Raw genomic sequence first — 25,577 nt, 5'->3', positions numbered from 1 at the left:
TGCAACCATATGATTCCACGCAGAATCCGGGCATTCGCCAAGATTCTGGGAAAGCGGGCCGATTTATGTTATGATCTGCCCAGAAATGACAAAGCCACTGATGCGAAACCGGGCACGTCTGCGCCCGGCAGGATAACCAAGGACTTCTATAGTCTCAGCGAACGGCATGCGTAGCATGGCCGTGCGCGTTTTTGTTGTCTGTCCGTATCTGGCGGCTCGGCTGCTGAGGACCCTGTTGCATATGACGACCAAGACCAAGAAGAACGAATTCAGCCCGAACGATCACGTGGTCTATCCGGCGCATGGCGTCGGCCAGATCATCTCGATCGAAGAGCAGGAAGTTGCCGGCATGACGCTGGAACTCTTCGTGATTTCTTTCGAGAAGGACAAGATGACCCTGCGTGTGCCCACCCACAAGGCGACCGAGATCGGCATGCGCAGCCTGTCCTCGCCCGACGTGGTGAGCCAAGCCATGAAGACCCTCAAGGGCAAGGCGAAGGTGAAGCGCGCCATGTGGTCGCGTCGCGCTCAGGAATACGAACAGAAGATCAACTCGGGCGACCTGATCGCAATCGCCGAAGTGGTGCGTGACCTGCACCGCGCCGACGACCAGCGCGAGCAGTCCTATTCCGAACGTCAGCTCTACGAAGCGGCGCTCGAGCGTCTGACCCGTGAAGTCGCTGCCGTGTCTGGCGGTGACGAAGTGTCGGCCGCCCGCAAGGTGGACGAGGTGCTCGGCCTGCGCGCCGCCTGATCCGGCACCATCGCGAACCGCAAGACTGCGAACCGAAAGAAGCGGGCCTCAGGGTCCGCTTTTTTCATGTCTGCGGCCGGTCCTCCGCCGGCCTACCTGACCCACCCAGTCAAGCCGGGGGCGGGTGGGGCAGGCCTGAGGGGGGGAGGGCGCGCCCGGGGTCGGCCTCTCAGGCCGCGTCGTTGCGGCTTTCGGACAGGGCAGTGTAAAGCGCCGTCTCCAGTTCCTTTTCCAGCTCGCGGGCACGCTCGATGTAAGCCTCGTTCTCGCCGGATGGCAGGTTCGGATCCCACAGCGCCGCCAGCTCGCGTATCGTTTCGCGATCGTGGTGGTAGAAGGTTTGCTGCGCCAGTGCCGCCTCGTATTCGGTCATGCCGACTTCTTCGAGGACGTAGCGCCCTGCACGCAGTGAGCTGTCGAACATCTCGCGCACGATCTTGTTCGCTCCGGCCTGGTACAGTTCGTAGACATGGGTGCGGTCACGGGCACGGGCGATGATGAACACATCCTCGCGCATGCGCCGGGCGAAGCGCACCAGCTTGGTGGTGGCCTTGGGATCGTCCAGCCCGGCAACCAGCACCTTGGCGTCCTTGATTCCCGCTGCGTGCAGCAGTTCGGGGCGGGTTGGATCGCCGAAGAACCCCTTGAAGCCGAAACGGCGCATCAGCTCGATGGTCTGCATGTCGTGGTCGATCACCACCGTCCTGTAGCCACTGCTTTGCACCAGCCGGTTGACGATCTGGCCAAAGCGCCCGATGCCGGCGATGATAATGGGGCCTTCCGCCTCGACCTTGTCAGCGGGCCGTTGTTCGCGCGCTTCCTCGATGCGCGAGGACAGCCAGTCGAACAGGATGAACAGCAGCGGTGTGATCAGCATCGACAGCGCGACCACCAGCAGCAGCCGCTGCCCCAACCCTTGCGTGAAGATGTTCAGCTGCAGTGCGAAGGAAATCAGCACGAAGCCGAATTCCCCCGCTTGCGCCAGCGACAGGGTGAATAGCATCCGCCCCCGCTTGCGCAGCTTGAACACCCGCGCCAGCCCGTAGAGGATCACGCCCTTGAGCAGGATCAGCCCAAGGGCGAGGCTGAGGATGGTGAATGGCTCGGCCATGAAGGCGCCAAGGTCGATGCCAGCGCCCACGGTGATGAAGAACAGCCCTAGCAGCAGGCCCTTGAACGGCTCGATGTCCGATTCCAGCTGATGACGGAATTCCGAGTTTGCCAGCACCACGCCGGCAAGGAAGGTGCCAAGGGCCGGGGACAGGCCGATCAGCTCCATCAGGAAGGCGATGCCCGCGACGATCAGCAGGGCGATGGCGGTGAACATCTCGGGCAGGCGGGCAGCGTTGATGTGCCGAAACAGCGGGCGCGCGCCGTAAATCCCTGCCACGATGATCGACGCGATGACCCCCAGCGTCACAAGCGCCACGGCCCAGCCCGGCAGCCCGTCGACGAGGCTCATGGCGTGGTGGGCGTCTGCCTCGGGCGACGGGAGCGAGATCGACCCGTCCGGCGACAGCTGCGCCATCACCGGAATGGCGAACAGCGGCAGCACAACCAGCATGGGGATCACCGCGATGTCCTGCGTCAGCAGCACTGAAAAGGCGGACCGCCCGCCAGAGCTTTGCATCAGGCCCTTTTCGCTCAGGGTCTGCAGCACGATGGCGGTGGAGGAGAGTGAAAAAACCATGCCGCAGGCCAGCGCCGGGGCCCAGTCCAGCCCCATCGCCATGGCCGCAGCCATCACCGCGAACATGGTCAGCAGCACCTGGCTGCCACCCAGTCCGATCAGCCGGTGCCGCATGCCCCACAGCGCCTTCGGCTCAAGCTCGAGCCCGATGATGAACAGCATCATGACCACGCCGAACTCGGCAAAGTGCAGCAGGTCCGCATCCGCATGGACCAGTCCCAGCCCCGGCCCGATGGCGATGCCCGCCATCAGGTAACCCAGCACTGACCCAAGCCCCAGCCGCGCCGCGATGGGCACGGCGATCACCGCTGCCAGAAGATACACCGAGGCCTGGTAGAGAAATCCCGTCATGATCGTCCCGCGTCTTTGGATTGCCTGCATGATGGGCCGGGGCCGCCCCCGAACACAACCGCTCTCACGGAAAGGATGGCACGGCGTCATGTCTGCCGCATGAAAGGCAAGCAGACATTTACCGCCCCAAACGCTGCACGCTTGACGCACGGTCTGTCGGGGCGTAATTCGGGCGCCGTGGCGCTTTGTTACCGGATTGCGGGCCACGTTAAACATCCCGCTAAAGAGGTCGACCGAAAGCCCCTTTCGCTTGACCGCGTCGGGGCTTTTTTTGATTTGGGCCATGCGGGCCCGGAAGGACGACAGATGAGCGACAAGACCAACAACCGCCCCCGCACGAAGCTTGTGCATGGTGGATCGAAGCGCAGCCAGTGGAACGAGGTCTCCGAGGCCGTCTTCATGACCCAGGGCTTCGTCTACGACACCGCCGAGGCCGCCGAACAGCGCTTCATCAAGGTGGGCGACGACGAGTTCATCTATGCCCGCTATGGCAACCCCACCATGCGCATGTTCGAGGACCGGCTGGCAGGCTACCTCGGCTACGAGGACGGCTTTGCCTGCACCTCCGGCATGGCCGCCGTGTCCGGTGCGCTGCTGGCGCTGTGCAAGGCCGGCGATCACGTCGTCGCTTCGCGGGCGCTCTTCGGCTCGTGCCTTTACGTGCTCGAAGAGGTCCTGGGCCGCTATGGGGTAGAGATCACGCTGGTCGATGGCCGCGACAACGCCGCATGGGACGCGGCGCTGCGCCCCGAGACTTCGGTGGTATTCCTCGAGTCGATCTCAAACCCGACGCTCGAGGTGATCGACCTTGCCCATGTCTGCGAGGCCGCTCACAAAGTCGGTGCGCTGGTCATCGTCGATGATGCCATGGCGACGCCGGTGTTCTCCTACGCCAAGGACTGTGGCGCGGATCTGGTGGTGATCTCGACCACCAAACATGTGGACGGGCAGGGGCGCCTGCTGGGCGGCATGATCTGCGGCTCGAAAGAGCTGATCCGCGGCCCGATCGAGGCCTACATGAAGCACACCGGCGGCGCGATGAACCCGTTCACCGCGTGGTCGCACCTCAAGGCTCTGGAAACGCTGGAACTGCGCGTGCGGGCGCAGGCCGCTGGCGCGCTGGCCGTGGCCGATGCGCTGTCGGGGCACGACAAGATCGCCGCCGTGCGCTACCCCACCCATGCGGACCACCCGCAGCAGGAGCTGGCGCTGCGTCAAGCCCCGTCGGGTGGCACGGTGCTGGCTTTCGAGGTGAAGGGCGGCAAGGAGGCCTGCTTCCGTTTCCTCAACGCGCTTGAAACGATCATCATCTCGAACAACTTCGCCGACGCGAAATCCATCGCGACGCACCCGGCCACGACGACGCACCAGCGCCTCCCGCAGGAGCAGAAGGACATGCTGGGCATCTCGGATGGTCTCGTGCGCCTGTCCATCGGTCTCGAGGATATCGAGGACCTCAAGGCCGACCTTCTGCAGGCGCTGGACGCCGCCTGAGAAGCCAGTAAGGCGTTTTCCGTGCGGCGCCTGTCGCACGGAAGCCGCCGGGCTCAGGGCGAAAGAGGTACATAAAATACTGTAAAAAACCGGGGGCAGTGCTTATCTTTGCCTCAGGTAACTGCCCCGAGGGTGCGCCATGAATGTCCATACGCCGGAACACGATCTGAAGCCCAGCCGCGAAGAGGCCGAAGCCGCGCTCGCGGTGCTGCGCCGCTATGCGGACAAGGCAGAGGATGCAGAGCTGGCGGACCTCGACCCGGCGCTGGTGCCGTTCCGCGATGGTGTCGGCTACCCGGATCTGGCCCGCGACTACCCTGAAGCCTTCGAGGCGACCGAAGCCTACCGCGCCACGCTGCCAGACCTTCAGAACGGCCCATCCTCGCTGATCCGGGGCGAGAACCGGGCGATCCAGCACGTAGGCATCTCGAACTTCCGCCTGCCGATCCGCTACCGCACCCGCGACAACGGCGAGCTGCTTCTGGAAACCTCGGTGACCGGGACGGTCAGCCTCGAGGCGGACAAGAAGGGTATCAACATGTCGCGCATCATGCGCAGCTTCTATGCCCACTCGGAAAAGACCTTTTCCTTCGAGGTGATCGAAGCGGCGCTGGACGATTACAAGGCCGACCTCAACAGCTTTGATGCGCGCATCATGATGCGGCTGTCATTCCCGATGAAGATCGGCAGCCTGCGGTCCGGCCTGTCGGGCTATCAGTATTATGACATCGCCCTCGAGCTGGTCGAGACGGACGGGGTACGGCGCAAGATCCTGCACCTTGATTACGTTTACAGCTCGACCTGCCCCTGCTCGCTCGAGCTGTCGGAACATGCCCGACGCACCCGCGGCCAGCTGGCAACACCGCATTCGCAGCGGTCTGTGGCGCGTTTGTCGCTTGAGATGCGTCAAGGGTCTTGCCTGTGGTTTGAAGACGTCATTGAGCTGTGCCGCAAGGCCGTGCCGACGGAAACGCAGGTGATGGTCAAGCGCGAGGACGAACAGGCATTCGCCGAGCTCAACGCCGCCAACCCGATCTTCGTCGAGGACGCGGCGCGTCTTTTTGCCGAACAGCTGCAAGCCGATCCGCGCATCGGCGATTACCGCGTGCTGGCAAGTCATCAGGAAAGCCTGCATTCCCACGACGCGGTGTCGGTGCTGACCGAGGGGACGACCTTTGCCAACGATAGTCTCGACCCGCGCCTGTTCCAGGGGCTGTTCCACGTCGGCTGACCTATTGCCGCTCGCTAGAAACCACGGCAGTACAGGCTCTGGTGGCTGAATTTCCGCGCAGAATGCCGTGTTGTGGAAAGTAAAACACCGGCCATTCGGGACATCTTTGGGAAACGCCCCAAGTCTTGTGGCGGGAGGAAACTCGCATGTGCAGGAAGTTTCCGAATGAGCGCAGACAACATCAGGATTGCCATGGGGCGCGGGTCGCTCGGGCAGAAGATCGACCTCTATTTCGTCAGCATCGGGCTGGGGCTCAACCCGCATGGTCTGCGCCGCGCGCGCATGGGCGAGATCATTCGCCTCGAGATGCACAGTGATGACCAGCTGGCGCGCATGGGGCTCAGCCGAGACCAGATCCTGCCGCATGTTTTCCGCGACCTGCTGGTGGGCTAGGCGGCCAAATTCTTTGCCGGGGAATTTGGGGCCGGCCGCTGCGTGCGACCCTGCTTGACAGCATCGCGGCGGCGGTCCAACGCTGCGCCATGTTCGATCTTCGCCCTGTCGCATATGTTGTCGGCCTGCTCGTGGCCACCCTTGGCCTCACCATGTTCCTGCCGATGCTCGTCGACATCGCCGAGGGCAGGGGAGAATGGCATGTCTTCTTCGAAACGGGCGTGGTGACGCTTCTGGCCGGAGGCTTTCTTGCGCTGTCCTGCGCCAACGCCCCCCGGGAGGGGCTGACATTGCAGCAGGGGTTCCTGCTGACCGTATCGGTCTGGGCGGTGTTGCCGCTGTTCGGCGGGCTGCCCTTTATCTTCGGCGCTACCGAAGCCAGCTTTACCGATGCCTATTTCGAGGCGATGTCCGGCTTCACCACCACCGGAGCCACGGTCTTCACCGGGCTGGATACGCTTCCCAAGGGGCTCTTGCTGTGGCGCGGCATCCTGCAATGGCTGGGCGGTGTGGGCATCATCGTCGTCGCCATGGTCTTCCTGCCTGAACTGAGGGTGGGCGGCATGCAGGTCTTCCGCTCGGAGGCGTTCGAGACCATGGGCAAGATCCTGCCCCGCGCCACCGAGATCGCCTCGTCCATCTCCACCATCTATGTTGCTCTGACGCTGGCCTGCGCCGTGGCCTACCTGCTGTGCGGCATGTCCGCCTTCGACGCGGTGGTGCATGCGCTGACCACGCTGTCCACCGGGGGCTTTGCCAATTACGATGCGAGTTTCGGCGCCTTCACCGGCCCTGCGGAATATGTCGCAGCGGTCTTCATGGTCTCGGCGGCGCTGCCCTTCGTGCGCTACGTGCAGATGCTGGGCGGCAACTACCGGGCGCTTTGGCGGGACACGCAGGTGCTGTCCTTCTTCGGCGTGATCCTCGCGCTGGTGGTCGTGGTGGCGGGCACGCTGGTGTTCAAGTTCCCGCATCACCCGGAGCAGGCGTTCCGCGAGGCGCTGTTCAACATCAGCTCGATCATCACCGGCACCGGCTATGCTTCTGTGGATTACATGCAGTGGGGCCCGTTCCTCATCACGCTGTTCTTCTTCATCGGCCTGATCGGAGGGTGCGCGGGCTCGACTGCCTGCTCGATCAAGATCTTCCGCTACCAGCTGCTGTTCTCGTCGATCCGCGTCCAGCTGAAACGCATCCGCGCCCCGCACGGCGTCTTCACCCCGCGCTTCGATGGTCGGCCGGTGGATGATGAGACGCTTTATTCGGTTCTTAGCTTCTTTGCCTTCTTCGTGGTCACGCTGGGGGTGATGGCGGTTGCCCTGGGAATGACGGGCCTCGATTTCGTGACATCCCTGTCGGGCGCGGCGACGGCGCTGGCGAATGTGGGGCCGGGCCTTGGGGACATCATCGGCCCGGCGGGCAACTTTTCCACCATTAACGACCCCGCCAAGTGGATGCTGGCCTTTGCCATGCTCACCGGGCGGCTCGAGGTCATGGTGGTCTTCACCATTTTTACCGCGCGGTTCTGGCGCGCCTGACGGAGCCTCGCTCTGCCGGCAGGGTGGCCGGTCGCGGACGGACACGCGAGACGAAAAAAGGGGCGCCCCGGCAAGGGCGCCCCTTTTCACGTTCATGAGCCGGGAGCTCAGCCGATCTCGGCGAGCCGGTTCAGCGCCTCGCGCAGCTTGGCCTCTTCCTCCTCGCGGGCGGCAAGGTTGGCCTGCGCTTCCTCGACCACCTCGGCGGGGGCGCTTTCGGCGAACTTGGGGTTGTTCAGGCGCCCACGCAGGCCGCCCAATTCCTTACTCAGCTTGCCAAGCGCCTTCTCAAGGCGGAGCTTCTCTTCGGCGACGTCGATGATCTCGGCCAGCGGCAGCCCGAAGGACGCCCCACCCACGGGCACGGTGATGCAACCCTTGGGGAAGCTGTCCACCGGCGTCAGGCTTTCGAGCCGCGCCAGACGCTTGATGAGCGCCTCGTTGCGGTCCCATGCGCCCTGTCCGGCGGCATCGAGGCCCGTGACCAGAACCGGCACGTAAAGGCCCACGGGAACGTGCATTTGTGCCCGGGCCGAGCGCACCCCTTCGATCAGCGCGATGACCCAGGTCATCTCGGCATCGGCGTCCGCATCCACCAGCTCGGCGGCGGTGTAGGTCGGCCAGTCGCCGTGCACCAGCATCTTGGACCGGGTGCCCACGGTTCCCCAGAGCTCTTCGGTGATGAAGGGCATGATCGGGTGAAGCAGGATAAGGCACTGGTCGATGACCCAGGACATGGTCGCCTGCGTTTCGGCCTTGGCGGCGGCATCCTCGCCCTGAAGCAGGGGCTTGGAGAACTCCACGTACCAGTCACAGACCACGCCCCAGACAAAGGCGTACAGGGCCTGTGCGGCATCGTTGAACCGGTAGTCGGCCAGCGCTGCGTCAACGGCTTCCCGCACCTTGGCGGTCTCGCCGAGGATCCACTTGTTCACCGTCGCGGTGGGCTGGGGCAGACCGCCGCCAAGGCCCACGGCCTCGTTCATCTCGGCAAAGCGGGTGGCGTTCCACAGCTTTGTCCCAAAGTTCCGGTAGCCCGCGATCCGTTGCGTGTCCATCTTGAGCACGCCGCCAAGCGACGCCATGGCAGCGTTGGTAAAGCGCAGGGCATCGGCACCGTATTCGTCGATGATCTCGAGCGGATCGACCACGTTGCCAAGCGACTTGGACATCTTCTTGCCCTTGGCGTCGCGCACGAGGCCATGCAGGTAGACATCGTGGAAAGGGATATCGTCCACCACGGCCAGCTGCATCATCATCATCCGCGCGACCCAGAAGAACAGGATGTCCTGCCCCGTCACCAGCACGGAGGTTGGGAAGTAGCGGTTGAGCTCTTCAGTCTGCTCGGGCCAGCCCAGCGTGCCGATGGGCCAGAGCCCTGACGAGAACCACGTATCAAGTACGTCGGGGTCGCGGAAGAACGGGATCGCCTGCGCCCGGCGGCGCTGGTCGACGCCGCTGAAATCAGTGCCCTGCGACAGCAGGTCGGCGATCATGTCCTCGGCGGCAGCGGCATCCTCGACGGCAAGGAACTCGGCGTCCTCTCCGAAGAAGTCGTGCATCTGTTTCAGCGCTTCGGCCTCGCTCGGGGCGCAGAAGGATCGCCATTCGCCCCCCAGCCCGGGAGTGTGCCAGACGGGGATCTGGTGGCCCCACCACAGCTGGCGCGAGATGCACCAGGGCTCGATGTTCTCGAGCCAGTGGTAATAGGTCTTCTCGCCGCTTTCCGGCATGATCCGGACCTTGCCGTCCTTAACGGCGTCCAGCGCCGGGCCGACGATCTTGGAGGTGTCCACGAACCACTGGTCGGTGAGCATGGGCTCGATCACCACCTTCGAGCGGTCGCCGAAGGGCTGCATGATCGGCTTGGCCTCGACCAGCGGCACCAGCTCCACCTCGCGCGGCTCGCCGCCTTCCTCGGGCGCCACGGGCGCCTTTATCGGCTTGCCGAGGCGCGGATCGGTGCTTTCGGTCATCACCGCCAGCCCATCGGCCGAGATCTCGTCCACGACGGCCTTGCGGGCGTCCTCGCGGTCGAGCCCGCGCAGGTGGTCGGGCACGAGGTTCATGGCGTCGGCCTCTGCCTCGGTCAGCTCCCGCTCGCCACGGGCAACCTCTGCGGCGATGGCGGCGCAGTCGGCGTAGGGCAGGCCGTCGGCGCGCATGGCGCCGCGGGTGTCCATGAGGCGGTACATCGGAATGCCGCCGCGCTTGGCCACTTGGTAATCGTTGAAATCATGCGCGCCGGTGATCTTCACCGCGCCCGAACCGAAGGTCGGGTCCGGGTACTCGTCCGAGATGATCGGGATGAGGCGGCGATGCTCTTTCGGCCCCACCGGGATCTCGCAAAGCTGCCCGATGATCGAGGCGTAGCGTTCGTCCGACGGGTGTACGGCCACGGCGCCATCGCCCAGCATGGTCTCGGGACGGGTGGTGGCAATGGAGATGTAATCGCGCTCTTCCTCGAAGAGCACGTTACCGTCTTCATCCTTCTCGACGTAGGTGTAGGTCGCGCCGCCCGCCAGCGGGTACTTGAAGTGCCACATGTGGCCGGCAACTTCGACGTTTTCGACCTCCAGGTCGGAAATCGCGGTCTCGAAATGCGGGTCCCAGTTCACCAGCCGCTTGCCGCGGTAGATGAGCCCTTTGTTGTACATCTCCACGAAGACCTTGATCACCGCGTCGTGGAAGTTGCCTTCCTCACCGGCGGGCGCCCCTTCGGCGCCGCTCATGGTGAAGGCGTTACGGGACCAGTCGCAGGATGCGCCGAGGCGCTTCAGCTGGTTGATGATGGTGCCGCCGGATTCCTGCTTCCATTCCCAGATCTTGGCGGTAAAGGCCTCGCGGCCCATGTCGCGCCGTCCGGGCTGGCCTTCGGCGGCCAGCTTGCGCTCCACCACCATCTGCGTGGCGATGCCCGCATGGTCCTGTCCCGGCTGCCAGAGGGTGTCGAAGCCGCGCATCCGGTGCCAGCGGATCAGGATGTCCTGCAGTGTGTTGTTGAAGGCGTGGCCCATGTGCAGGCTGCCGGTCACGTTCGGCGGCGGGATCATGATGGTGAAGCTCTCGCCCTTCGAGGCGTTCGCCCCCGCCTTGAAAGCGCCCGACTGCTCCCATGCTTCGTAGATCCGCGCCTCGGCCTCGGCCGCGTCAAAGGTCTTGTCCATGCCCATGGGTCTCTTCCCGTGCCATCATCCGTTGTTCAGCCTCGTCTATCCAATGCCGCCTCAAAGGAAAAGGCCGCAGATCGCCGCCGGCGCCGCGCAGGGGCTTCCTTTGACCGCAAATATCCCGGGGAAGCCGCGCAGCGGCTGGGGCAGAGCCCCATCCACGCGCCAGGTTTGAACCAGACATGAAAACGGCGGCGCCCGGGAGGAGGAGGGGCGCCGCCGTCTTGCTTTCCGAAGGCCCCAGGGAGGAGGAGAGGGGCTCCGAAACCGATGGGCCATGTCTGCCCGATGTAGGGTGCGGCGATCTCAGGGAGGAGGAGAGAGATCGCCGCGCTATCGAAACGCCCCAGGGAGGAGGAGAGGGGGCTCCGAAGATGTGGGGCCTAGTGGGCCCCTTTGTAAGGTGCGGTGATCTCAGGGAGGAGGAGAGAGATCACCGCTCTATCGAAACGCCCCAGGGAGGAGGAGAGGGGGCTCCGAAGAGGTGGGGCCTAGTGGGCCCCTTTGTAAGGTGCGGTGATCTCAGGGAGGAGGAGAGAGATCACCGCGCTATCGAAACGCCCCAGGGAGGAGGAGAGGGGGCTCCGAAGATGTGGGGCCTAGGGGGCCCCTTTGTAAGGTGCGGCGATCTCAGGGAGGAGGAGAGAGATCGCCGCTCTGTCGAAACGCCCCAGGGAGGAGGAGAGGGGGCTCCGATCCGAATTCTTTATGGCGACGACCCCAGGGAGGAGGAGAGGGGCCGTCGCCGATGTCCGAAACGCTCAGGGAGGAGGAGAGAGCGTCTCGAAACCTTGTATTCCGTCAGGCGCTGTAGGCGGCCTGGTACGCGATGCGGCGGATCATCGAGCGGTGCAGCCCCAGATCGCTCAGCTCGCGGGAGCTGAGGCTGTTCAGCTCGCGAAGGGTGTCCTTGTAGAGGCGGCGGCGTGCGCTGCGCTCGCGGAAGGCAGCCACGATACCGGCGAAGGCGCTGCGGCCGTGGGTGCTGTGATCGGTTGCGTATGCCATCTTGTTCGTTAGCCTATGTGCATCGTTTGCGTCGTTGTTGAGGTCAAAATGGTGGAAATGCTGCGACTGCACAATCCCGTCCTTCCTCAAGGCCGATATGCAGTTTGCGCATGGACGTTCTGGCAGGGTGTTGTGCAATAACGAGGCGTTAAGCGACTTTTTTGGGCGCTAACGGATCCAGGTTTGCGGCCAGCGCATATTGACCCAGCGTCAACATGCAATTCTCGAAAGGATGGACCATGAGTACGACAATCGACGCGGTGAAGGCACGGCTGGCAGCGCTACCATTGCCCGACGGCGGCGACCTTGTTTCGAGGGATTTGATTCGAGCCCTGAGCGTTGACGGGGCCTCCGTCCGCTTTGTCATCGAGGCACCGAATCCCGAAGTTGCCCGTCACATGGAGCCCCTGCGTGCCGCCGCAGAGCGGGCCGTGGCAGATCTTGACGGTGTGGACAGCGTCAGCGTGGCTCTGACAGCCCATTCGGCGCCCAAACCCGCGCCTTCGCTGAAGGTGGGCGGGCACATGAAGGCGCAGGAGGGGCGGATGAACCCTCCGGGCGTGAAATCGGTCATCGCCATCGGCTCGGGCAAGGGCGGGGTGGGGAAATCCACCGTGTCCTCGAACCTCGCCGTGGCGCTGGCAAAGGCCGGTCGGCGGGTGGGTCTTTTGGATGCGGACATCCACGGGCCGTCGCAACCGCGCATGTTCGGGATCTCGAAACGCCCCGCCTCGCCGGACGGCAAGACCATCATTCCACTTGAGGCCCACGGCGTGACGCTCATGTCCATCGGCTTCATGCTGCCTGAGGACAAGGCAGTGGTCTGGCGCGGGCCCATGCTCATGGGGGCGCTGCAGCAGATGATGATGCAGGTGGAGTGGGGCGAGCTGGATATCCTGCTGGTCGACCTTCCGCCGGGCACCGGGGATGTTCAGCTCACGCTAGGCCAGAAGAGCGATCTTGCCGGGGCCATCGTTGTCTCGACCCCGCAGGACGTGGCGATGATCGACGCGCGCAAGGCGCTGGATGCGTTCGACACGCTCAAGGTGCCGGTGCTGGGGCTGATCGAGAACATGTCCATGTTCATCTGCCCCGACTGCGGCCATGAATCCCATGTCTTTGGTGCGGGCGGCGTGCAGGCCGAGGCCGAGAAGCTTGGCCTGCCGGTGCTGGCGCAGCTTCCCATCGACCTCGAGACCCGCGTTGGCGGTGACGAGGGGCGTCCCGTGGCGCTTGGCGATGGCGTTATGTCGGAGGCCTACAAGGCGCTGGCCGAGCGCTTCATCGCCGCCGGGATCGCCTAAGGGCGGTGGCCTTCGGGGCGGCAGTCCCAGCCATTGTGATGCGTCTCAGGGGGGAGGGGCGCTGCCCCCGCCTCCTTCGGAGGCTCCCCCGGGATATTTCAGGTCAAAGTAAATCGGGAAAGGGCGCGGCAGAGATGCGGCGCCCTTTCTTTTGGGCATGGCCGCTCGGCGGGCTTTGGGAACGTGTCGCGCGAGGCGGGTGGCTTGAGCGGTGGTCAGGCGATCTTGTGCATCTGCAAGATGAGGTCGAGCACCAGCGCGGCGGGATCGACGTTGACCGCGCGGGCGTGACGGGCGCGGTCCCCGGCATCCTGCGCCAGCTGGGCCCAGGCGCGGCCTCGGGCCATGTCCGGGGCGAGGCGCAGCATGGTCTCGGCCTCTCCGGGAGCGGCCTCGGGCGCGGGCGGCATGCCGGTGACGCCGGTGCGGGCAAGGCGGGACATGGCGATGTCCGCGAGGCCGAGCACGAGGTCGAGCCGCGCCTCGTTCACCTTGCCGGCGGTGCTTTCGCCAAGGGCGATGGCGCCTGGGCGGTCGAGCCGGGGCAGGGTGCCGATCAGCCTGATGATCTGGCCGTAAAGGCGCAGCCCGTCATTGTTGAGCAGCCGCATGGCCGCGCCCACCGAGCCCGAGGACAGGGCGGCGAGCGCCTGCGCATCCTCGGTTGCCACGTCGGCCCCGGCCTGGCCGAGGGCGCGGGCCATGTCGTCGGGGCCCAGCGGTGCGAGGCGCAGCTCGCGGCAGCGCGAGCGGATCGTCGGCAGCAGGCGCGAGGGCTGGTGCGCCACCATGAGCAGCGTTGTGCGGGCGGGCGGTTCCTCGAGCAGCTTGAGGATTGCGTTGGCGGCCGATGTGTTCAGCTCGTCCATGCTGTCGACGATGACCACCCGGCGCCCGCCTTCGGCAGAGGACAGCGAGAAGAAGCTCTTGAGTTTGCGCACCTCGTCCACGGTTAGCTGGGTCTTGAGCCGCTTGGCCTTGTCGTCCCAGGCCCGGCGCAGCAGAAAGAGGCCCGGATCGGACAGGGCCTGGATGCGGTGCGAGACGGGGTGATCCCCGGAGATCTCCAGCGTCTCCGGTGGTGGCGGCGCACCGAAGAGGCCTCCGCCGTCCTGCGGAGGGGTTGCCAGCAGGAATTTCGCGATGCGCCAGGCGAGCGTCGCCTTGCCGAGGCCCTGCGGCCCCGAGATCAGCCAGCCGTGATGCCGGCGGCCTGAATTGTGTGCCTGCAGGAACACCTCTTCCGCCGCTTGCTGCCCGAAGAGCAGAGGCGTTTCGCGAGGATGGGGCGCGCCTTCGACGCGGTCGGGCTGGGGGATGTCGTCGCTCATGCCCGCGCTTCTAGCGCAGCCGCCGCGTCCTGTGCCACCACTTCGGGGGCGCGGCCCGCGTCGATGACGTGGAACCGTTCCGGGAACTCGGCGGCAAGGCCGAGAAAGCCCGCGCGCATCTTCTGCTGCAGGCCAAGTCCAAAATCCTCGAACCTTTCCTCGGCGGTGGCGCGGGCCTTGGCGCGGGACAGGGCAAGTTCGGGGTCCATGTCGAACAGCAGTGTGAGGTCCGGCTCCACCCCGATCATCAGCGCGTGCAGCGTATCCACCGCGCCGCGCAGATTACCCCGCGACAGGCCCTGGTAGAGCCGGGTGGAATCGGCGAAGCGGTCGCAGATCACGATGGCGCCGCGCACCAGCGCCGGGCGGATGGTGCGTTCGAGGTGGTCACGGCGAGCGGCGGTAAAGAGCAGCAGCTCGGTTTCCGCCGACCAGCGGTCGGTATCGCCCTGCAGCACCAGCGCGCGGATCTCTTCGGCACCGGGAGAGCCGCCGGGCTCGCGGGTCAGGACCACTTCGCGACCGGCCTCGCGCAGACGCTCGGCCAAAAGCCGCGCCTGCGTGGTCTTGCCAGAGCCATCGATGCCTTCGAGGCTGACGAACAGCCCTTTGGTGCCGGTCACATCGCCTCGCCGGTAGCGGACGGCTCCTGGATGCGACCGATGAGCGCGCGGCTCACGGTCATCATGCGCTTGCTGAAACCTCCACCATCAACGGTCTGCGCGGCGAACAGCGGCACGCGGTGTTCCGGCAGGCCCTCTGGGCGGATGATGAGTTCGGCCAGCTGTTGTCCCGATGATATGGGGGCCTTGAGCGGGCCGGTGTAGACCACCTCGGCCTCGAGCGTCGCGCCCGGGGTAAAGGGCACCAGCAGGGTCACGTCCTCCTGAGCCACGAGGCCGACGCTGTCCTGTGCGCCAAGCCAGACATCGGCCCGGGCGACCTCGGTATCGGCCTCGAGCAGGGTGCGCTCGGCGAACTGGCGGAAGGCCCAGTTGACGATGGATTCGCTTTCCTCGGCGCGGGCGCGTTCGCTGTCGAGCCCGGTGATTGCAAAGACCACCCGCCGTCCGTCCTGCGCGGCAGAACCCACGAGGCCATAGCCCGCCTCGGAGGTGTGGCCGGTCTTGAGGCCGTCAGCCCCGATGCCGAGCCGCAGAAGCGGGTTGCGGTTGTTCACGTTTGACGGCGCGCGGCCGTCGAATTCATAGCGGGTTTCGCCGAAGATCTCGTAGAATTCGGGGAAATCCTCGATGATGTGGGTGGCCAGCAGCGTCAGGTCGCGCATGGACATGCGCTGCTCCGGGTTCGGCCAGCCGCTGGCGTTGGCAAAGGTCGAATTGGTCATGCCCAGCTGCTGGGCACGGCGGGTCATCATCTCGGCAAAGCCAGCCTCGGTGCCGTTGGGCGACAGCGCCTCGGCGATCACCGCGCAGGCGTCGTTGCCCGAGAGCACGATGATGCCGCGCAGAAGGTCTTCGACCCGGACCCGGTCCTGCGTGTTGAGGAACATGGTCGAGCCGCCGTAGGACATGGCGTGCTCGGAGACCGGCAGCCGTTCATCCAGCGACAGTCGGCCATCGTGAATTGCCTCGAACGCCATGTAGAGCGTCATCAGCTTCGACATGGACGCAGGCGGCAGGGCCTCGTCGGCGTTCTTGGCCAGCAGCACGGTGCCGGTGGTATAGTCTAGCACGAAGGCCGCACGGGCCGAGGTGTCAAAGGCGGCGGCCTGGCTGGCGGTCATCGCCACCACGGAGGCGGCGGCCAGCAGGTGGCGCAGCGGGCGGGACAGGATCATGGGGGGCTCCTTTGTCCTTTATCGGTCGTGTCCCGCGGCAGGCCTGCCGTGGGCGCATCAGTTCGTCACGGCGTAGGCGTCGGTGAAGCCCGCAGCCTTAATCTTGGCCAGCAGCGCAGTCCGCTCCGAGGCGTTCTGGGCGGGGCCCACGATGACGCGCCAGAAGGTCTTGCCCGAGCTGGTCTGTTCCAGAACCGTCGGCACCATGCCTTTCTGGCGCATGGCGGTGGCGGTGTTCTCGGCATTCTGCTCGACGCTGAAGATGCCAATCTGCAGGTAGGGGCGGTCCAGCGTCGAGGTCTGGGGCGGCGCCGGCGGCGGAGCCACTGGCTCGGGGGCCGGGGCTGCGTCCGGCGCGCTTTGGGGCGTGGCCTCGATGGCGGCCGTGGCGGCATCAGTCACCGGGTCCAGCGTACCTTCGGTCACCTCGGACGGGGCCGGCGGTGCCATGGCGTCAGTGCTTTGGGCCGCAGGGGTGGCCGGAGCAGGGGCATCGACCACTTCGCGGCGCAAGGCGATCACGTCAAGGTTGGTGGGCGAGCCTGCCAGCATCTCGAGCGCGGCGGCGGCATCGGAGGACACCTGCAGCTGCGGCCCGGGGGTTTCACGCTCGCGCCGGAACAGCGCGCCGATGACGAATTGGCCATTATTCTGGTTGCGGATGATGACCCTCTCGGGGTCTTTCACGTCCGGGTGTGCGACCCAGACACCGCCCAGAGAGGGCCGTCCGTCCCAAAGACCGGCCTCGGTCACGTGGAAGATCTCGGGCGCTTCGATATCACGCTCGGTGGTGCGGGAGGCTGCGGCGGGGGCCGTGGCACTGCCCGAGCCGCCGTCCTTCGACTGCAGGAACGCGGGCATGTCCACGGACTCGCAGCCCGCGAGGGCGGCGGTGCCGGCAAGCAAAAGGGCCAGCCGGAAGCCCGCCTTGCGCTGCATCGGAAACAGTCTGCGCATGTTCTTGTCCTTGCCTGTCGTCGGGACGCGGTGCCCGGTCGTCTGCTCGTCCCGGATCTTGCTGCCGGGTTGCTCTGCGGTTCACGGGACGGCGGCGGTTTTCCCCGGTCCCGCCGGCAGGTCGCCGCCGGTTCCCGGACCGGTGGTTTGGCCGCAGATTAACGGTATGCTCCGATCAAGAAAAGCCTGCAATGTCGTGATCGGCGGTTTTCGATGCTCTGCCGCTTTCAGAATCGTTTCGTGGGGGGTAGATCATGCAAACCGGAGGCTTGGCAGAGTGGTCGATTGCAACGGTCTTGAAAACCGTCGGGCGTGAGAGCGTCCCCAGGGTTCGAATCCCTGAGCCTCCGCCATAAAGGTGTCCAGGCCTCTAGTATTTATGCGAAAATTATCACTATCGGATGTCAATGCACCATCCTTGCCACCATTGGAATCGCAATAGCACACCACGTGATGCAACAGGATGCCGTGCTTGGTGCTCAAGTCACAGAGCCGGTGTATAGCGGCTCTTGCTCAGCGGGGTAGAGTGGCAGGTGGATGACTCGAATGCTCAGCTACAGCTTGCGGCTGAGGGAGTTGCATCAGGCGCATGCATAGGAAGGTTTTCGTCGCTCAGCTTCAACTGCGCAGCGCGAAAAGCTAAGCACAATGAGCCATTTTATTGACTTTGCAGTCAATTTTATGTTCTAAGCAAACTTCGCGAAATCGAAACCCAACCCCGAGCTACAGAGTGCCAGCTCCGTGCCGGGGTATTTTTGTGTGCCTAACATGGAAGAGAAACACATGATGCACGATCCCACGATGAACCTGTATCTCTCGGTCGAGCAGGTTGCAAGCCGTTTTGGCGTCTCGAAGGACTCGATCTGGCGCTGGAAGCGTGAAGGCGAATTTCCAGCGCCTGTGAAGCTCGGCGGCAATACCACCCGCTGGCGTCTCGCCGACATTGAGGATTACGAGGGCCGGTTGCGCTGCGGCCTCGCGATGTTCCTCGATTTCGAACCCGTCGGCCTGAGCTGACGCTGCCGCGTCGGCGGCCTGAGCCATCGACTGCAAAAGCCGGACCGGCGTGCCCTTGGTGCGCCGGACGCACCTTCTTTGACCCAGAGAGACCGAACATGACTGATCAGAGCAACACCATCACCCTGCACGCGGAACGCCTTGAGATGCCCAGCGAGGCACTCGGACCCGCCACCCCGGAGACCGACTCGGACCTTTCTCAGCCCGAACGCATTCCGGATGGCTTCATGCTGCGTGAGGACGGGATATACGAAATGCGCGGCAACGAGGATACTGATGAGATCGCCGTGCGGATCTGCTCGCCGGTCATCGTGCATGGCTTGACCCGTAAGGCCAACGGGAGCGGCTGGGCGAAGATTGTCTCCGTTCAGGATCCGGATGGCGAGTGGCACGAAGTCCTCATCGAAAAGCTCAATGATGGCGGCACGTCCCTCGCACCTCTCGCTCCGATGCGCGATTTTGGTTTTGAGCCTGCTGAGGTCGACAAGGTCGCCAAGAGCATCCGGAAGCTACTGAAGGAGTGGAAACCCCGCAAACGCATCACCCGCGTGGAGCGGCTGGGCTGGGTCGATGATCAGCACGATACCTTCGTGCTCGGGGCGGGACGCGCAATCGGCAAGTCTGAGGTCTTCCTCGAGGGAGTGTCGGGGGAGGTCCAGCATACACGGCGTGCGCGCGGCTCGCTCGAGGAATGGCGCGACAAGATTGGTTTGGCCTGCATCGGCAATCCGCTCATGATGCTGTCGGTCTCGCACGCCTTCAGCGGGCCGCTGCTCTCGATCCTCGGAAGCGACGGTGGCGGCTTTCACCTGCGTGGAGCGTCCTCGCGAGGGAAGTCAACGCTGCTCGGGGTCGCGGCCTCGGTCTGGGGCGCGCCAGAGTTCGTGCAGAGCTGGCGCGGGACGGACAATGGCTTCGAAGTGGTTGCGGCTGCAAGCAATGACACTCTGCTCGTGCTCGACGAACTGCATCAGGTTGACCCGAAGCTGGCTGGGAATATCGCTTACGATCTCGCGAATGGCCGCGGCAAGAGCAGGATGACCTCTGGCGGCGCGCAGCGGAACACATTGCGCTGGCAGGTGCCGATCCTGTCGAGCGGGGAAATCTCTCTGGAGGAGCATATGAAGACGGCGAACAGGGCAATCTACGCCGGGCAGGAGGTGCGCCTGATCGACATCGAAGCGACCGGACAGCGCTATGGCGCGTTCGATGAGCTCCACGAGTTCGAGAACGGTCGTGCCTTTGCTGATGGCTTGAAGCAGCGGGTTGGCGAGGCGAATGGGGTCGCGGGGCGTCGGTTTGTCGAACGGCTTGTGAAAACGGTCACGAACGGGGGCGATGTGAAGCGTAACATCGATTCCACGGTTGCCAAGTTCCTGCGCCATTGGAGCACAGCACTTGGCATCTTGCCGGAAGGACAGGTGCAGCGCGTGATGAAGCGCTTCGCGATCGCCGCTGTCGCCGGAGAACTCGCCACGGGCTACGACATCACGGGGTGGCAGCCGGGCCAGGCGCATAAGGCGGCGCTTGGCGTTCTCGAGAAGTGGTTCGAGGGGCGCGATGCTGCGACAGGTGCAGAAGTTGCTGCGCATCTGGAGCAGCTCTCAGCGTTTATTCGGGCTGCCCCCTCCCGTTTTGCGACGGAGCCGGGGGCGATTAGTGAGGTGCAGGCGGGATGGCGCATTGACGGGTTCTACCACGTCAGGCCGGAGTGGTGGCATCAGATCTTTAATGATGGAGAGGCTCAGGATGCTGCGCGCGCCCTGCAGGATGTTGGATATCTGGATGCGTCGACACCGGGTAGTTTGCAGAAGAGGCTGGGGCGGAAGTTCCCGAGCCGGCCGCGGGTCTATGCCGTCAGGGAAGAAGCCCTCGTGCCGTATCTCGGCTAGCCGCTGCAAAGGCGTGCGGTAGCACGAGACGATCTTCGGTCCGAACTGACTTGGACCGCCCGGACCACCTCGACCTCTTGACCGCCTGGCCAATACAGGCTCCGGTCCGGGTGGTCCGGGTGGTCCGGGTGGTCCGGGTGGTCCGGGTGGTCCAAGCCGGAAGCGCTGCTACTTTCGCTTCCCGCCGCAGTCCCCACAGGAGCCGTCGCTATAAGAAAGTCATGCAGCAGACGTTGCGAAATGCATGACAGAAAAGGAAAAAAGCGATGGCAAACAAGCCTTTTGCGGACACCGATCTCGCGAAATTCGTCGAGCGCCGGGTCTTGGAACTGAAGCCCCGGAAATCGCAGCTTCAGATCGCAAATGAGGCGGGCTTCGTCTCGCAAAATATGATCACGATGATCAAGCAGGGCGCGAATAAGCTCGCGCTTGACCGCGTGCCGTCGATGGCGAAGGCGCTCGACGGCGATCCTGCCTATCTGCTTCGTCTCGCTCTTGCGCAGCAGGTTGGCGATACCTCGGCGCAGGCGATCATTGAGATCTTCGGCACGCCCATCACGGCCAACGAGCTCGGTTGGATCGAGGCGATCCGCGAGTTTTCAGACGACGCCGACCCAAGGCTGACGGCGCGCAGCAGGGCGGCGCTCAGGGGGCTCTTCGGTGTCTGATGGTTTCGAGAGGGGCGGCATCCACGGCGGCCCCTGTCGGTCTCTGCAGAGGGGGGGCGTGAAGAGTATGGTGGCTTCGGCGCAATGGCTACAGAGATTCGCAGTCCGTCCCCATTTGGGTGAGCGTGTGGTCCGGCAAGGGCCTGATCTCGCCGACGTCAGGTTGCGCAAGGTTTACATAAGGTTGTCGTCAGGTTGACGTGTGGTTGTCATTATGACCGTAAGAACGTGCAGTATGCGCCGAAATCGGATGCCAACGTTTCCATTAAGTTGACAAAAGTTTACATTTTTGGTCCGCAAAATAAGGTTCTTTGCGTCAGTGCTCGCAGGAGCGAGATCACTTCTCGTCTTTTTCGGCCGCACCCGTCGTCGGCCTTTCAGCCGCAGCGTGACGGCATCGAAGCTCAGGCAATAAGGTATCGAATCCCGCAATGGTGCTCGGCTGATGAGCGCACAGGCGGATCACTAAGAGGAGGCAAGGTATGTGGTTGTCCGATATGCGCCTTGCCCTTCTGGGAGGGGCCAAGGCTCCGTCGGGCCAGCCCTCTGCCGATGCCAGGGTAGACCTCATCAACGGCGCTACCGCTCCAGAGGCGGTTCTGCTCGGCGCGAAGAGCCTTTATGCGGTCGCGTCGGCCGCGCTCGGAATGCGGCGCTGCCGTCACCCGCGACGCGCCCATCTATTAGCTCTTAACTTGGCTTCGCTACGCAGATTTGTTGAGGATTGGCCAATTGGATTGAGCTCGGATCTAGGTCGCGGTGTCCAGGTATCTTCAGTGTTTTCTTACTTTTGGGGGGCGCAGGCATCTCCGCTCTGCAGGCGGCAGCATGCGGAGCTAATAACTGGGGAACCCAACCAATACCATATAGGCTCTACCATGCTTACCGGAAGAGAGAAGAAGAGCAGAAAGCCGGTAGCGCGCAACAGACAGCCAGGAAGCCAACCATGCAGACGTCGCCGCGCCGCCAGCAGGCTCACCTGGATCATGTCCCCGAGAAACGCTTCCAGCGTCGCGTCAGCGCGTCCAGTGCTTCACCGATGCAGGTGTTCATCTCCGTCCAGTCCGTAAGGGCCACGCTGTCTGCCAAGCTTATCCTCGGAGGCGTCCTCCCATCTTTCTTGGCCGTCTCGCGCTCGAGCTCCGCCTGTGCACGATGCCTGAGCTCGATCCCGTAGACGCCGCGGCTCGACAGCTGCGTCTTTGCGTCCTCTAGCACGTGCTGCAGGGGGGCGATGGCAGCAAGCTTGAAGGTGAGATACCTTTTGCCGAGCTGGCGAAACGACGCACTCGCAAGATCCTGCACGGTGCCGAGTTCGGAAAGGCGCTTTCTCCCGGAGAGCGTGACCTCGATGCGTGCTCGCCTGTCACTCTGCTCGAGGTCTCTCTTGGTGCCAGTAAGCTCGTTCCTCTCATCCGCGATCTTATGCTGGATGCTGACCCAGCAACTGCTTCCTTGCTCGCCTTTGTAAATCGTGCTGTTGAGGTGGAGTCGCTCGCCTGAGCTTGAGGTCAGGATGATGTCCCGGATCTCTGGGTTGAAGACATCGAAGTCGGTAGCTCGTTTCGTGCCTGCGAAAAGGTAGCGCGTCTTTCCGTCTCCCTGTGCGTCAGTGAACCTCTGTCGGGGGTCGATATTGCGCGTGTCACTTGGCTCATCAGTAAGGAATAACGTAGGCAAAACCCAGTGATGCCGGTGCAGCGCGCCGACGAACTTCTCGCGCATCGAGAGCATCTCAGACTGCGTCATCGCCCTTATGTAGAAATCGACAGAGAGTTCGATCATGTGGATCCGCACGTCTCCGATCACACCACAGATCGTCTCCAGCGTGGATACAATCTGCGCTAAGAGCTCCGGTGTCGGCTCCTGTATCAGGATCGCAAATTGTCGTCCGGGATCCGGAGCAGAAACACGAGGGAATGAACAGCCCCATGCTTTCCGATGCATGCTGGCGTCCCAACTGACCACCTTCATGCTGGCGCCGGTCGCATTCTGGAGCTTGCCTTGAATGCTCTTGTGGGAGGTGATCTCTCTGGTGTGCAGCAGGATAACCATGCGATCAAGCAGTGCCTCGGTCCTGTAGCTCTTCCGGACCTCGATGGCCGGCTGCAACACGAGTCTGCCCTTCCGGCTCTTCGCAATCTCATGCTCTGAAGACGTCGCCGTCATCTCTTCCGGCGTGTAGGTCAGGGTCGGCATTGCCAGGTCCGGCTCCACAATGGCGCGATATTCCTCCCGCTGTTCATCGCTGGAGTATTGCAGGGCGATCTCGAACGGCTCGCGCGCTGCAGGAAGCGGTTCTGCCGGAGGTTTGAGCGGCGACGCAATCGGTTTCGCAGATGGTTTGGGAGGCGTCTTCAACGCGTGCAGCAGCGCCTCGATCTTCGGCGACCTCTTGAGTGTCTTGCCGCAGAGGGTCTTCGGGTCGGATTGGATGTAGCCGATGTAAAGCGGCAGGACGCGCTTCATGCTCTTCAGCTGCGCGTCGAAGTCGGAGGTCTTCATCTTGTCCCCGAAGAGCTTGTTCCAGCGTGTGCTGAGATCCTTCTTCGTCAGGTTTGAGACTGACCTTTCCCGTGCCGTCGGCACCGGGCGGGGGATAGCCTTCTCACCAGGCGACGTCTCAACTTCGGCAAGCTTGTCTGTATATCTCGTTGCGAGATCGCGCATGTGCAGGTGGTCGAGCCCGGCACCCACAGACTTGAGCAGGCGCCTGCGGTCGATGGGGTGACCGCGACTGTCGCGAAAGCCGTTGGTTTGGTCGAGCAGTAGCCAGTGCCCAAAGCAGTAGAGCTCGTGGTGGGGGTGGAGGCGGCCATGCCTGTCGATCCCGTCAGCGATCTCGGCTGGGGTGTTCGCAGGAACATCGGGGCGCTTTCCGATCACCATCTGGTTCAGGCGTGTCAGAAAGGCGGCATCATCTCCGGCCTCTTCAAGTTTGCCATCTTCGAATAGCTTCGTGAGCTTTTGCTCCCTCGTCTCACGCTGAATGTTCATGCTGCCTCGCTTCGATTCTTGCGGAGGAATAGGCGCTGGAAAAGTCGCGCTCAAGCGGGAGGCAGCTTGGTCATCAAGAAAGCGCTGTCGGCGGTGTTCCAGCGGGTCGGCTAGGAATGGCTGAGCATCCACATGGGACCGATCGCTCATTGCTCGGGATCAATTCGAAGTCCTAGAAAATGTGACGCATCGCGCAGGGGATCGAGCCGCAGTCGGCATAGATCATAGGCCCAATGCTCCTCTGGCCGCGCAAACGCGCAGATGTAGGAATGCGCACCGTCAACGTCACCTACAGCCACACGAAGCGCTCAGAAATGCTCAGAAAATTGAGAGCGGCGAACCTGTGCTCGAATTCTGCACGCCACTCCCAACCCTTAGGTTAGCCCGATCTCACACTGCCGCGGAGCTAGTTCGAGTTCTTGCCAGATCGTGGAAAAAAGTTCTTGGTATTCGGGGCGCTCGCGCACGGCGACCGGGTCGATCTCTTCACTGCCCCAGGGCGTTTCGTAGACAGACTTGACTGTCGCAGGACGGTTGGTCAGCACGACAATGCGGTTGGCCATAGAAATCGCCTCGCCGATGTCGTGGGTGATCAGGATTACGCTGCGGCCCTCTTCGCGGATGATGCGCTTGACGTCTGATTGCAGCAGGATGCGGGTCTGGAAGTCGAGTGCCGAGAAGGGCTCGTCGAGAAGGATCACCTCGGGCTCGAAGGCCAGCGTCCGCATCAGTGCCGCGCGCTGGCGCATCCCGCCCGACAGGCCGGCAGGCTTCGAATTCTCAAAACCCGATAGGCCGTAGCGGTCGATCAGCGTCTGCGCCCGGCGCCGCGCTTCGGTCCTTGCGATGCCGCGGATCTCAAGCCCCAGCGTCACGTTGTCGATCACGCTGCGCCAGGGCAGCAGCAGGTCCTTCTGGAGCATGTAGCCAACATGGCCCTTCGCATCCTCAACCCGGTCGCCGCCAACCGACACCGCTCCTCCCTGAAGCGGAATCAGCCCTGCGATGGCGTTGAACAGCGTGGTCTTGCCGCAGCCTGATGGGCCGACCAAAGCGAGGATTTCGCCGCGGCGCAGCTCGAGCGTGATATCGCGCACCGCTTCCACGGCGGCATCGGTGCCCTCGTTGTAGACGACGCGGGCAGCCTCGGCGGTCAGGACGGTGTCATGGGCGCTCATGCTGCCTCTCCTTCTCCGGTCAGGAAGGCCAGCGCAATGGCGTTAAACTCGTCCGGCAGCACTTGGCTTGCGGCATGTCCGCCGTCGGTCATGATTGACAGTTTTGCGCCTGGGATCAGCGCCGCCATCTCCTCAGAGAAATAGGCGGGGGTCAGGTGATCGTTGGCGACCCCCATCACTAGCACCTCGTGCGGAATACTGGGCAGGTCGGCGGTGCGGTCGAAGACCAGCAGCGCGTCGATGCGGCTGGCCATGATCCCGACGTCATGGTTGCCGCCGTAGATGCCGCTTTCACCGCGCTCGATGGTGTCGATGTTGTCGCGGATCCACCAACTGGGGTTGAGGAACAGCGGTGTCGCCTTGATGTAGGCCTCCGCCCCGGCGGTCAGCAGAAGTTGCTTGCGGGTCTCAAAGCAGCGGCGGAAGAAGCCATCGGCCTTGGTCCAGCCCGAGGCGAGGATGATGCGCCCCAGCCGGTTCGGATGTTCGGCGGCGATCACCTGCGCCACCGAGGCGCCGGTGGAATGGCCGACGAAATCCGCCTGTTCGATCCCTAGCGCATCCATCAGCGCCAGCGTATCGGCGGCCATCTGCTCAACCGAATAGGTGATCTGCGAGCGGCTCGATTGCCCGGTGCCGCGATGATCGTGCAGGATGACGCGGAAATGCTCGGCGAAGGGCGCGACCTGCGGGGCCCAGTAGGCGCCGATGCCGCCAAGGCCCGCGACCATGACCAGTGGGCGGCCTTGCCCGTGTTCTTCGTAATACAGCGTGTCGCCGTCGGGGAGGGTGATGGAGGGCAT

General features: G+C 63.8%; 19 protein-coding genes, 1 tRNA gene and 1 riboswitch. Of the genes, 10 read left to right on the top strand and 10 right to left on the bottom strand.

Going from position 1 to position 25,577, the window contains the following annotated elements:
* Positions 1-241: 241 nt before the first annotated feature.
* Positions 242-754 carry a CarD family transcriptional regulator gene (locus IEX41_RS05260; protein ID WP_188789130.1) on the top strand — a complete coding sequence of 171 codons (513 nt, stop codon included), beginning with the start codon at positions 242-244 and terminating at the stop codon, positions 752-754.
* Between the two features lie 169 nt (positions 755-923).
* On the opposite strand, the gene IEX41_RS05255 is transcribed toward IEX41_RS05260, so the two are convergent.
* Positions 924-2,795, bottom strand: coding sequence for a cation:proton antiporter domain-containing protein (locus IEX41_RS05255; RefSeq protein ID WP_188789129.1), 1,872 nt, complete (start codon positions 2,793-2,795; stop codon positions 924-926).
* Positions 2,796-2,962: 167 nt separating this feature from the next.
* Positions 2,963-3,040: riboswitch (SAM riboswitch) on the top strand.
* 61 nt (positions 3,041-3,101) lie between these two features.
* On the opposite strand from IEX41_RS05255, the gene IEX41_RS05250 reads away from it, so the two are divergent.
* The 4 genes from IEX41_RS05250 (at position 3,102) to IEX41_RS05235 (ending at position 7,451) form a co-directional block, all read left to right on the top strand.
* Positions 3,102-4,289 (top strand): aminotransferase class V-fold PLP-dependent enzyme, encoded by a 1,188-nt coding sequence (locus tag IEX41_RS05250; RefSeq protein ID WP_188789128.1) that lies wholly within the window; start codon positions 3,102-3,104, stop codon positions 4,287-4,289.
* A 139-nt stretch (positions 4,290-4,428) separates the two neighbouring features.
* Positions 4,429-5,520, top strand: coding sequence for a GTP cyclohydrolase FolE2 (folE2, locus tag IEX41_RS05245; protein ID WP_188789127.1), 1,092 nt, complete (start codon positions 4,429-4,431; stop codon positions 5,518-5,520).
* 165 nt (positions 5,521-5,685) lie between these two features.
* On the top strand, positions 5,686-5,913 hold the full coding sequence (locus tag IEX41_RS05240) for a hypothetical protein (protein WP_188789126.1): 228 nt from the start codon (positions 5,686-5,688) through the stop codon (positions 5,911-5,913).
* Positions 5,914-6,002: 89 nt separating this feature from the next.
* Positions 6,003-7,451, top strand: coding sequence for a TrkH family potassium uptake protein (locus IEX41_RS05235; protein WP_188789125.1), 1,449 nt, complete (start codon positions 6,003-6,005; stop codon positions 7,449-7,451).
* Positions 7,452-7,558: 107 nt separating this feature from the next.
* Here IEX41_RS05235 and IEX41_RS05230 read toward each other — a convergent pair whose 3' ends face one another.
* Both IEX41_RS05230 and IEX41_RS05225 read right to left on the bottom strand, forming a co-directional pair.
* Positions 7,559-10,624 (bottom strand): valine--tRNA ligase, encoded by a 3,066-nt coding sequence (locus IEX41_RS05230; protein ID WP_188789124.1) that lies wholly within the window; start codon positions 10,622-10,624, stop codon positions 7,559-7,561.
* A gap of 798 nt (positions 10,625-11,422) precedes the next feature.
* Positions 11,423-11,629: a DUF1127 domain-containing protein gene (locus tag IEX41_RS05225; protein WP_188789123.1), complete on the bottom strand. Its 207-nt coding sequence runs from the start codon at positions 11,627-11,629 to the stop codon at positions 11,423-11,425.
* Positions 11,630-11,868: 239 nt separating this feature from the next.
* Between IEX41_RS05225 and IEX41_RS05220 the strand changes: the two genes are divergently transcribed.
* Complete coding sequence (locus IEX41_RS05220) at positions 11,869-12,933, top strand: Mrp/NBP35 family ATP-binding protein (protein WP_188789122.1); 1,065 nt, start codon at positions 11,869-11,871, stop codon at positions 12,931-12,933.
* 215 nt (positions 12,934-13,148) lie between these two features.
* Here the strand turns inward: IEX41_RS05220 and IEX41_RS05215 are convergent, their stop codons facing one another.
* From IEX41_RS05215 to IEX41_RS05200, 4 genes are read right to left on the bottom strand one after another with little or no spacing between them, the layout of a single operon-like run.
* Complete coding sequence (locus IEX41_RS05215; protein WP_188789121.1) at positions 13,149-14,264, bottom strand: DNA polymerase III subunit delta'; 1,116 nt, start codon at positions 14,262-14,264, stop codon at positions 13,149-13,151.
* On the bottom strand, positions 14,261-14,887 hold the full coding sequence (gene tmk / locus IEX41_RS05210) for a dTMP kinase (RefSeq protein ID WP_188789120.1): 627 nt from the start codon (positions 14,885-14,887) through the stop codon (positions 14,261-14,263). The genes IEX41_RS05215 and tmk overlap by 4 nt, the downstream gene beginning before the upstream one ends.
* On the bottom strand, positions 14,884-16,065 hold the full coding sequence (locus IEX41_RS05205; RefSeq protein WP_188789119.1) for a D-alanyl-D-alanine carboxypeptidase family protein: 1,182 nt from the start codon (positions 16,063-16,065) through the stop codon (positions 14,884-14,886). Before IEX41_RS05205 ends, tmk begins: the two co-directional genes overlap by 4 nt.
* Positions 16,066-16,122: 57 nt before the next feature.
* Complete coding sequence (locus IEX41_RS05200; protein WP_188789118.1) at positions 16,123-17,022, bottom strand: SPOR domain-containing protein; 900 nt, start codon at positions 17,020-17,022, stop codon at positions 16,123-16,125.
* 263 nt (positions 17,023-17,285) lie between these two features.
* Here IEX41_RS05200 and IEX41_RS05195 point away from each other — a divergent pair.
* The 4 genes from IEX41_RS05195 (at position 17,286) to IEX41_RS05180 (ending at position 20,599) form a co-directional block, all read left to right on the top strand.
* Positions 17,286-17,375 (top strand) — tRNA-Ser (locus tag IEX41_RS05195).
* 430 nt (positions 17,376-17,805) lie between these two features.
* The gene (locus IEX41_RS05190) at positions 17,806-18,039 is read left to right on the top strand and encodes a helix-turn-helix transcriptional regulator (protein ID WP_229672932.1); all 234 of its coding nucleotides are present in this window, start codon (positions 17,806-17,808) and stop codon (positions 18,037-18,039) included.
* A 98-nt stretch (positions 18,040-18,137) separates the two neighbouring features.
* Entirely contained in the window at positions 18,138-19,931 is a 1,794-nt protein-coding gene (locus IEX41_RS05185; protein ID WP_188789117.1) for a DUF927 domain-containing protein, read from the top strand.
* Between the two features lie 266 nt (positions 19,932-20,197).
* On the top strand, positions 20,198-20,599 hold the full coding sequence (locus IEX41_RS05180) for an XRE family transcriptional regulator (protein ID WP_188789116.1): 402 nt from the start codon (positions 20,198-20,200) through the stop codon (positions 20,597-20,599).
* 984 nt (positions 20,600-21,583) lie between these two features.
* Here IEX41_RS05180 and IEX41_RS05175 read toward each other — a convergent pair.
* The 3 genes from IEX41_RS05175 to IEX41_RS05165 all read right to left on the bottom strand — a co-directional run bounded on the left by IEX41_RS05175 (position 21,584) and on the right by IEX41_RS05165 (position 25,577).
* Positions 21,584-23,596: a hypothetical protein gene (locus IEX41_RS05175; protein WP_188789115.1), complete on the bottom strand. Its 2,013-nt coding sequence runs from the start codon at positions 23,594-23,596 to the stop codon at positions 21,584-21,586.
* Between the two features lie 374 nt (positions 23,597-23,970).
* Positions 23,971-24,774, bottom strand: coding sequence for an ABC transporter ATP-binding protein (locus IEX41_RS05170; RefSeq protein ID WP_188789114.1), 804 nt, complete (start codon positions 24,772-24,774; stop codon positions 23,971-23,973).
* On the bottom strand, positions 24,771-25,577 hold the full coding sequence (locus IEX41_RS05165; RefSeq protein WP_188789113.1) for an alpha/beta fold hydrolase: 807 nt from the start codon (positions 25,575-25,577) through the stop codon (positions 24,771-24,773). The genes IEX41_RS05170 and IEX41_RS05165 overlap by 4 nt, the downstream gene beginning before the upstream one ends.

The sequence above is a fragment of the Salipiger pallidus genome, from assembly GCF_014643635.1.
In the GTDB taxonomy this organism is placed as follows: domain Bacteria; phylum Pseudomonadota; class Alphaproteobacteria; order Rhodobacterales; family Rhodobacteraceae; genus Salipiger; species Salipiger pallidus.
Note: the sequence above shows the minus strand (reverse complement) of the source record. Positions and strands in the feature narration are given on the sequence as shown.

Bases quoted from the DNA above. Each gene is read 5' to 3' on its own strand.
- IEX41_RS05230 (WP_188789124.1), bottom strand. From the start codon at position 10,624: ATGGGCATGGACAAGACCTTTGACGCGGCCGAGGCCGAGGCGCGGATC.
- IEX41_RS05175 (WP_188789115.1), bottom strand. From the start codon at position 23,596: ATGAACATTCAGCGTGAGACGAGGGAGCAAAAGCTCACGAAGCTATTC.
- IEX41_RS05240 (WP_188789126.1), top strand. From the start codon at position 5,686: ATGAGCGCAGACAACATCAGGATTGCCATGGGGCGCGGGTCGCTCGGG.
- IEX41_RS05250 (WP_188789128.1), top strand. From the start codon at position 3,102: ATGAGCGACAAGACCAACAACCGCCCCCGCACGAAGCTTGTGCATGGT.
- IEX41_RS05205 (WP_188789119.1), bottom strand. From the start codon at position 16,065: ATGATCCTGTCCCGCCCGCTGCGCCACCTGCTGGCCGCCGCCTCCGTG.
- IEX41_RS05165 (WP_188789113.1), bottom strand. From the start codon at position 25,577: ATGCCCTCCATCACCCTCCCCGACGGCGACACGCTGTATTACGAAGAA.
- IEX41_RS05255 (WP_188789129.1), bottom strand. From the start codon at position 2,795: ATGACGGGATTTCTCTACCAGGCCTCGGTGTATCTTCTGGCAGCGGTG.
- IEX41_RS05185 (WP_188789117.1), top strand. From the start codon at position 18,138: ATGACTGATCAGAGCAACACCATCACCCTGCACGCGGAACGCCTTGAG.
- IEX41_RS05190 (WP_229672932.1), top strand. From the start codon at position 17,806: ATGATGCACGATCCCACGATGAACCTGTATCTCTCGGTCGAGCAGGTT.
- IEX41_RS05235 (WP_188789125.1), top strand. From the start codon at position 6,003: ATGTTCGATCTTCGCCCTGTCGCATATGTTGTCGGCCTGCTCGTGGCC.
- IEX41_RS05170 (WP_188789114.1), bottom strand. From the start codon at position 24,774: ATGAGCGCCCATGACACCGTCCTGACCGCCGAGGCTGCCCGCGTCGTC.
- IEX41_RS05225 (WP_188789123.1), bottom strand. From the start codon at position 11,629: ATGGCATACGCAACCGATCACAGCACCCACGGCCGCAGCGCCTTCGCC.
- IEX41_RS05200 (WP_188789118.1), bottom strand. From the start codon at position 17,022: ATGCGCAGACTGTTTCCGATGCAGCGCAAGGCGGGCTTCCGGCTGGCC.
- IEX41_RS05215 (WP_188789121.1), bottom strand. From the start codon at position 14,264: ATGAGCGACGACATCCCCCAGCCCGACCGCGTCGAAGGCGCGCCCCAT.
- IEX41_RS05260 (WP_188789130.1), top strand. From the start codon at position 242: ATGACGACCAAGACCAAGAAGAACGAATTCAGCCCGAACGATCACGTG.
- IEX41_RS05220 (WP_188789122.1), top strand. From the start codon at position 11,869: ATGAGTACGACAATCGACGCGGTGAAGGCACGGCTGGCAGCGCTACCA.
- folE2 (WP_188789127.1), top strand. From the start codon at position 4,429: ATGAATGTCCATACGCCGGAACACGATCTGAAGCCCAGCCGCGAAGAG.
- IEX41_RS05180 (WP_188789116.1), top strand. From the start codon at position 20,198: ATGGCAAACAAGCCTTTTGCGGACACCGATCTCGCGAAATTCGTCGAG.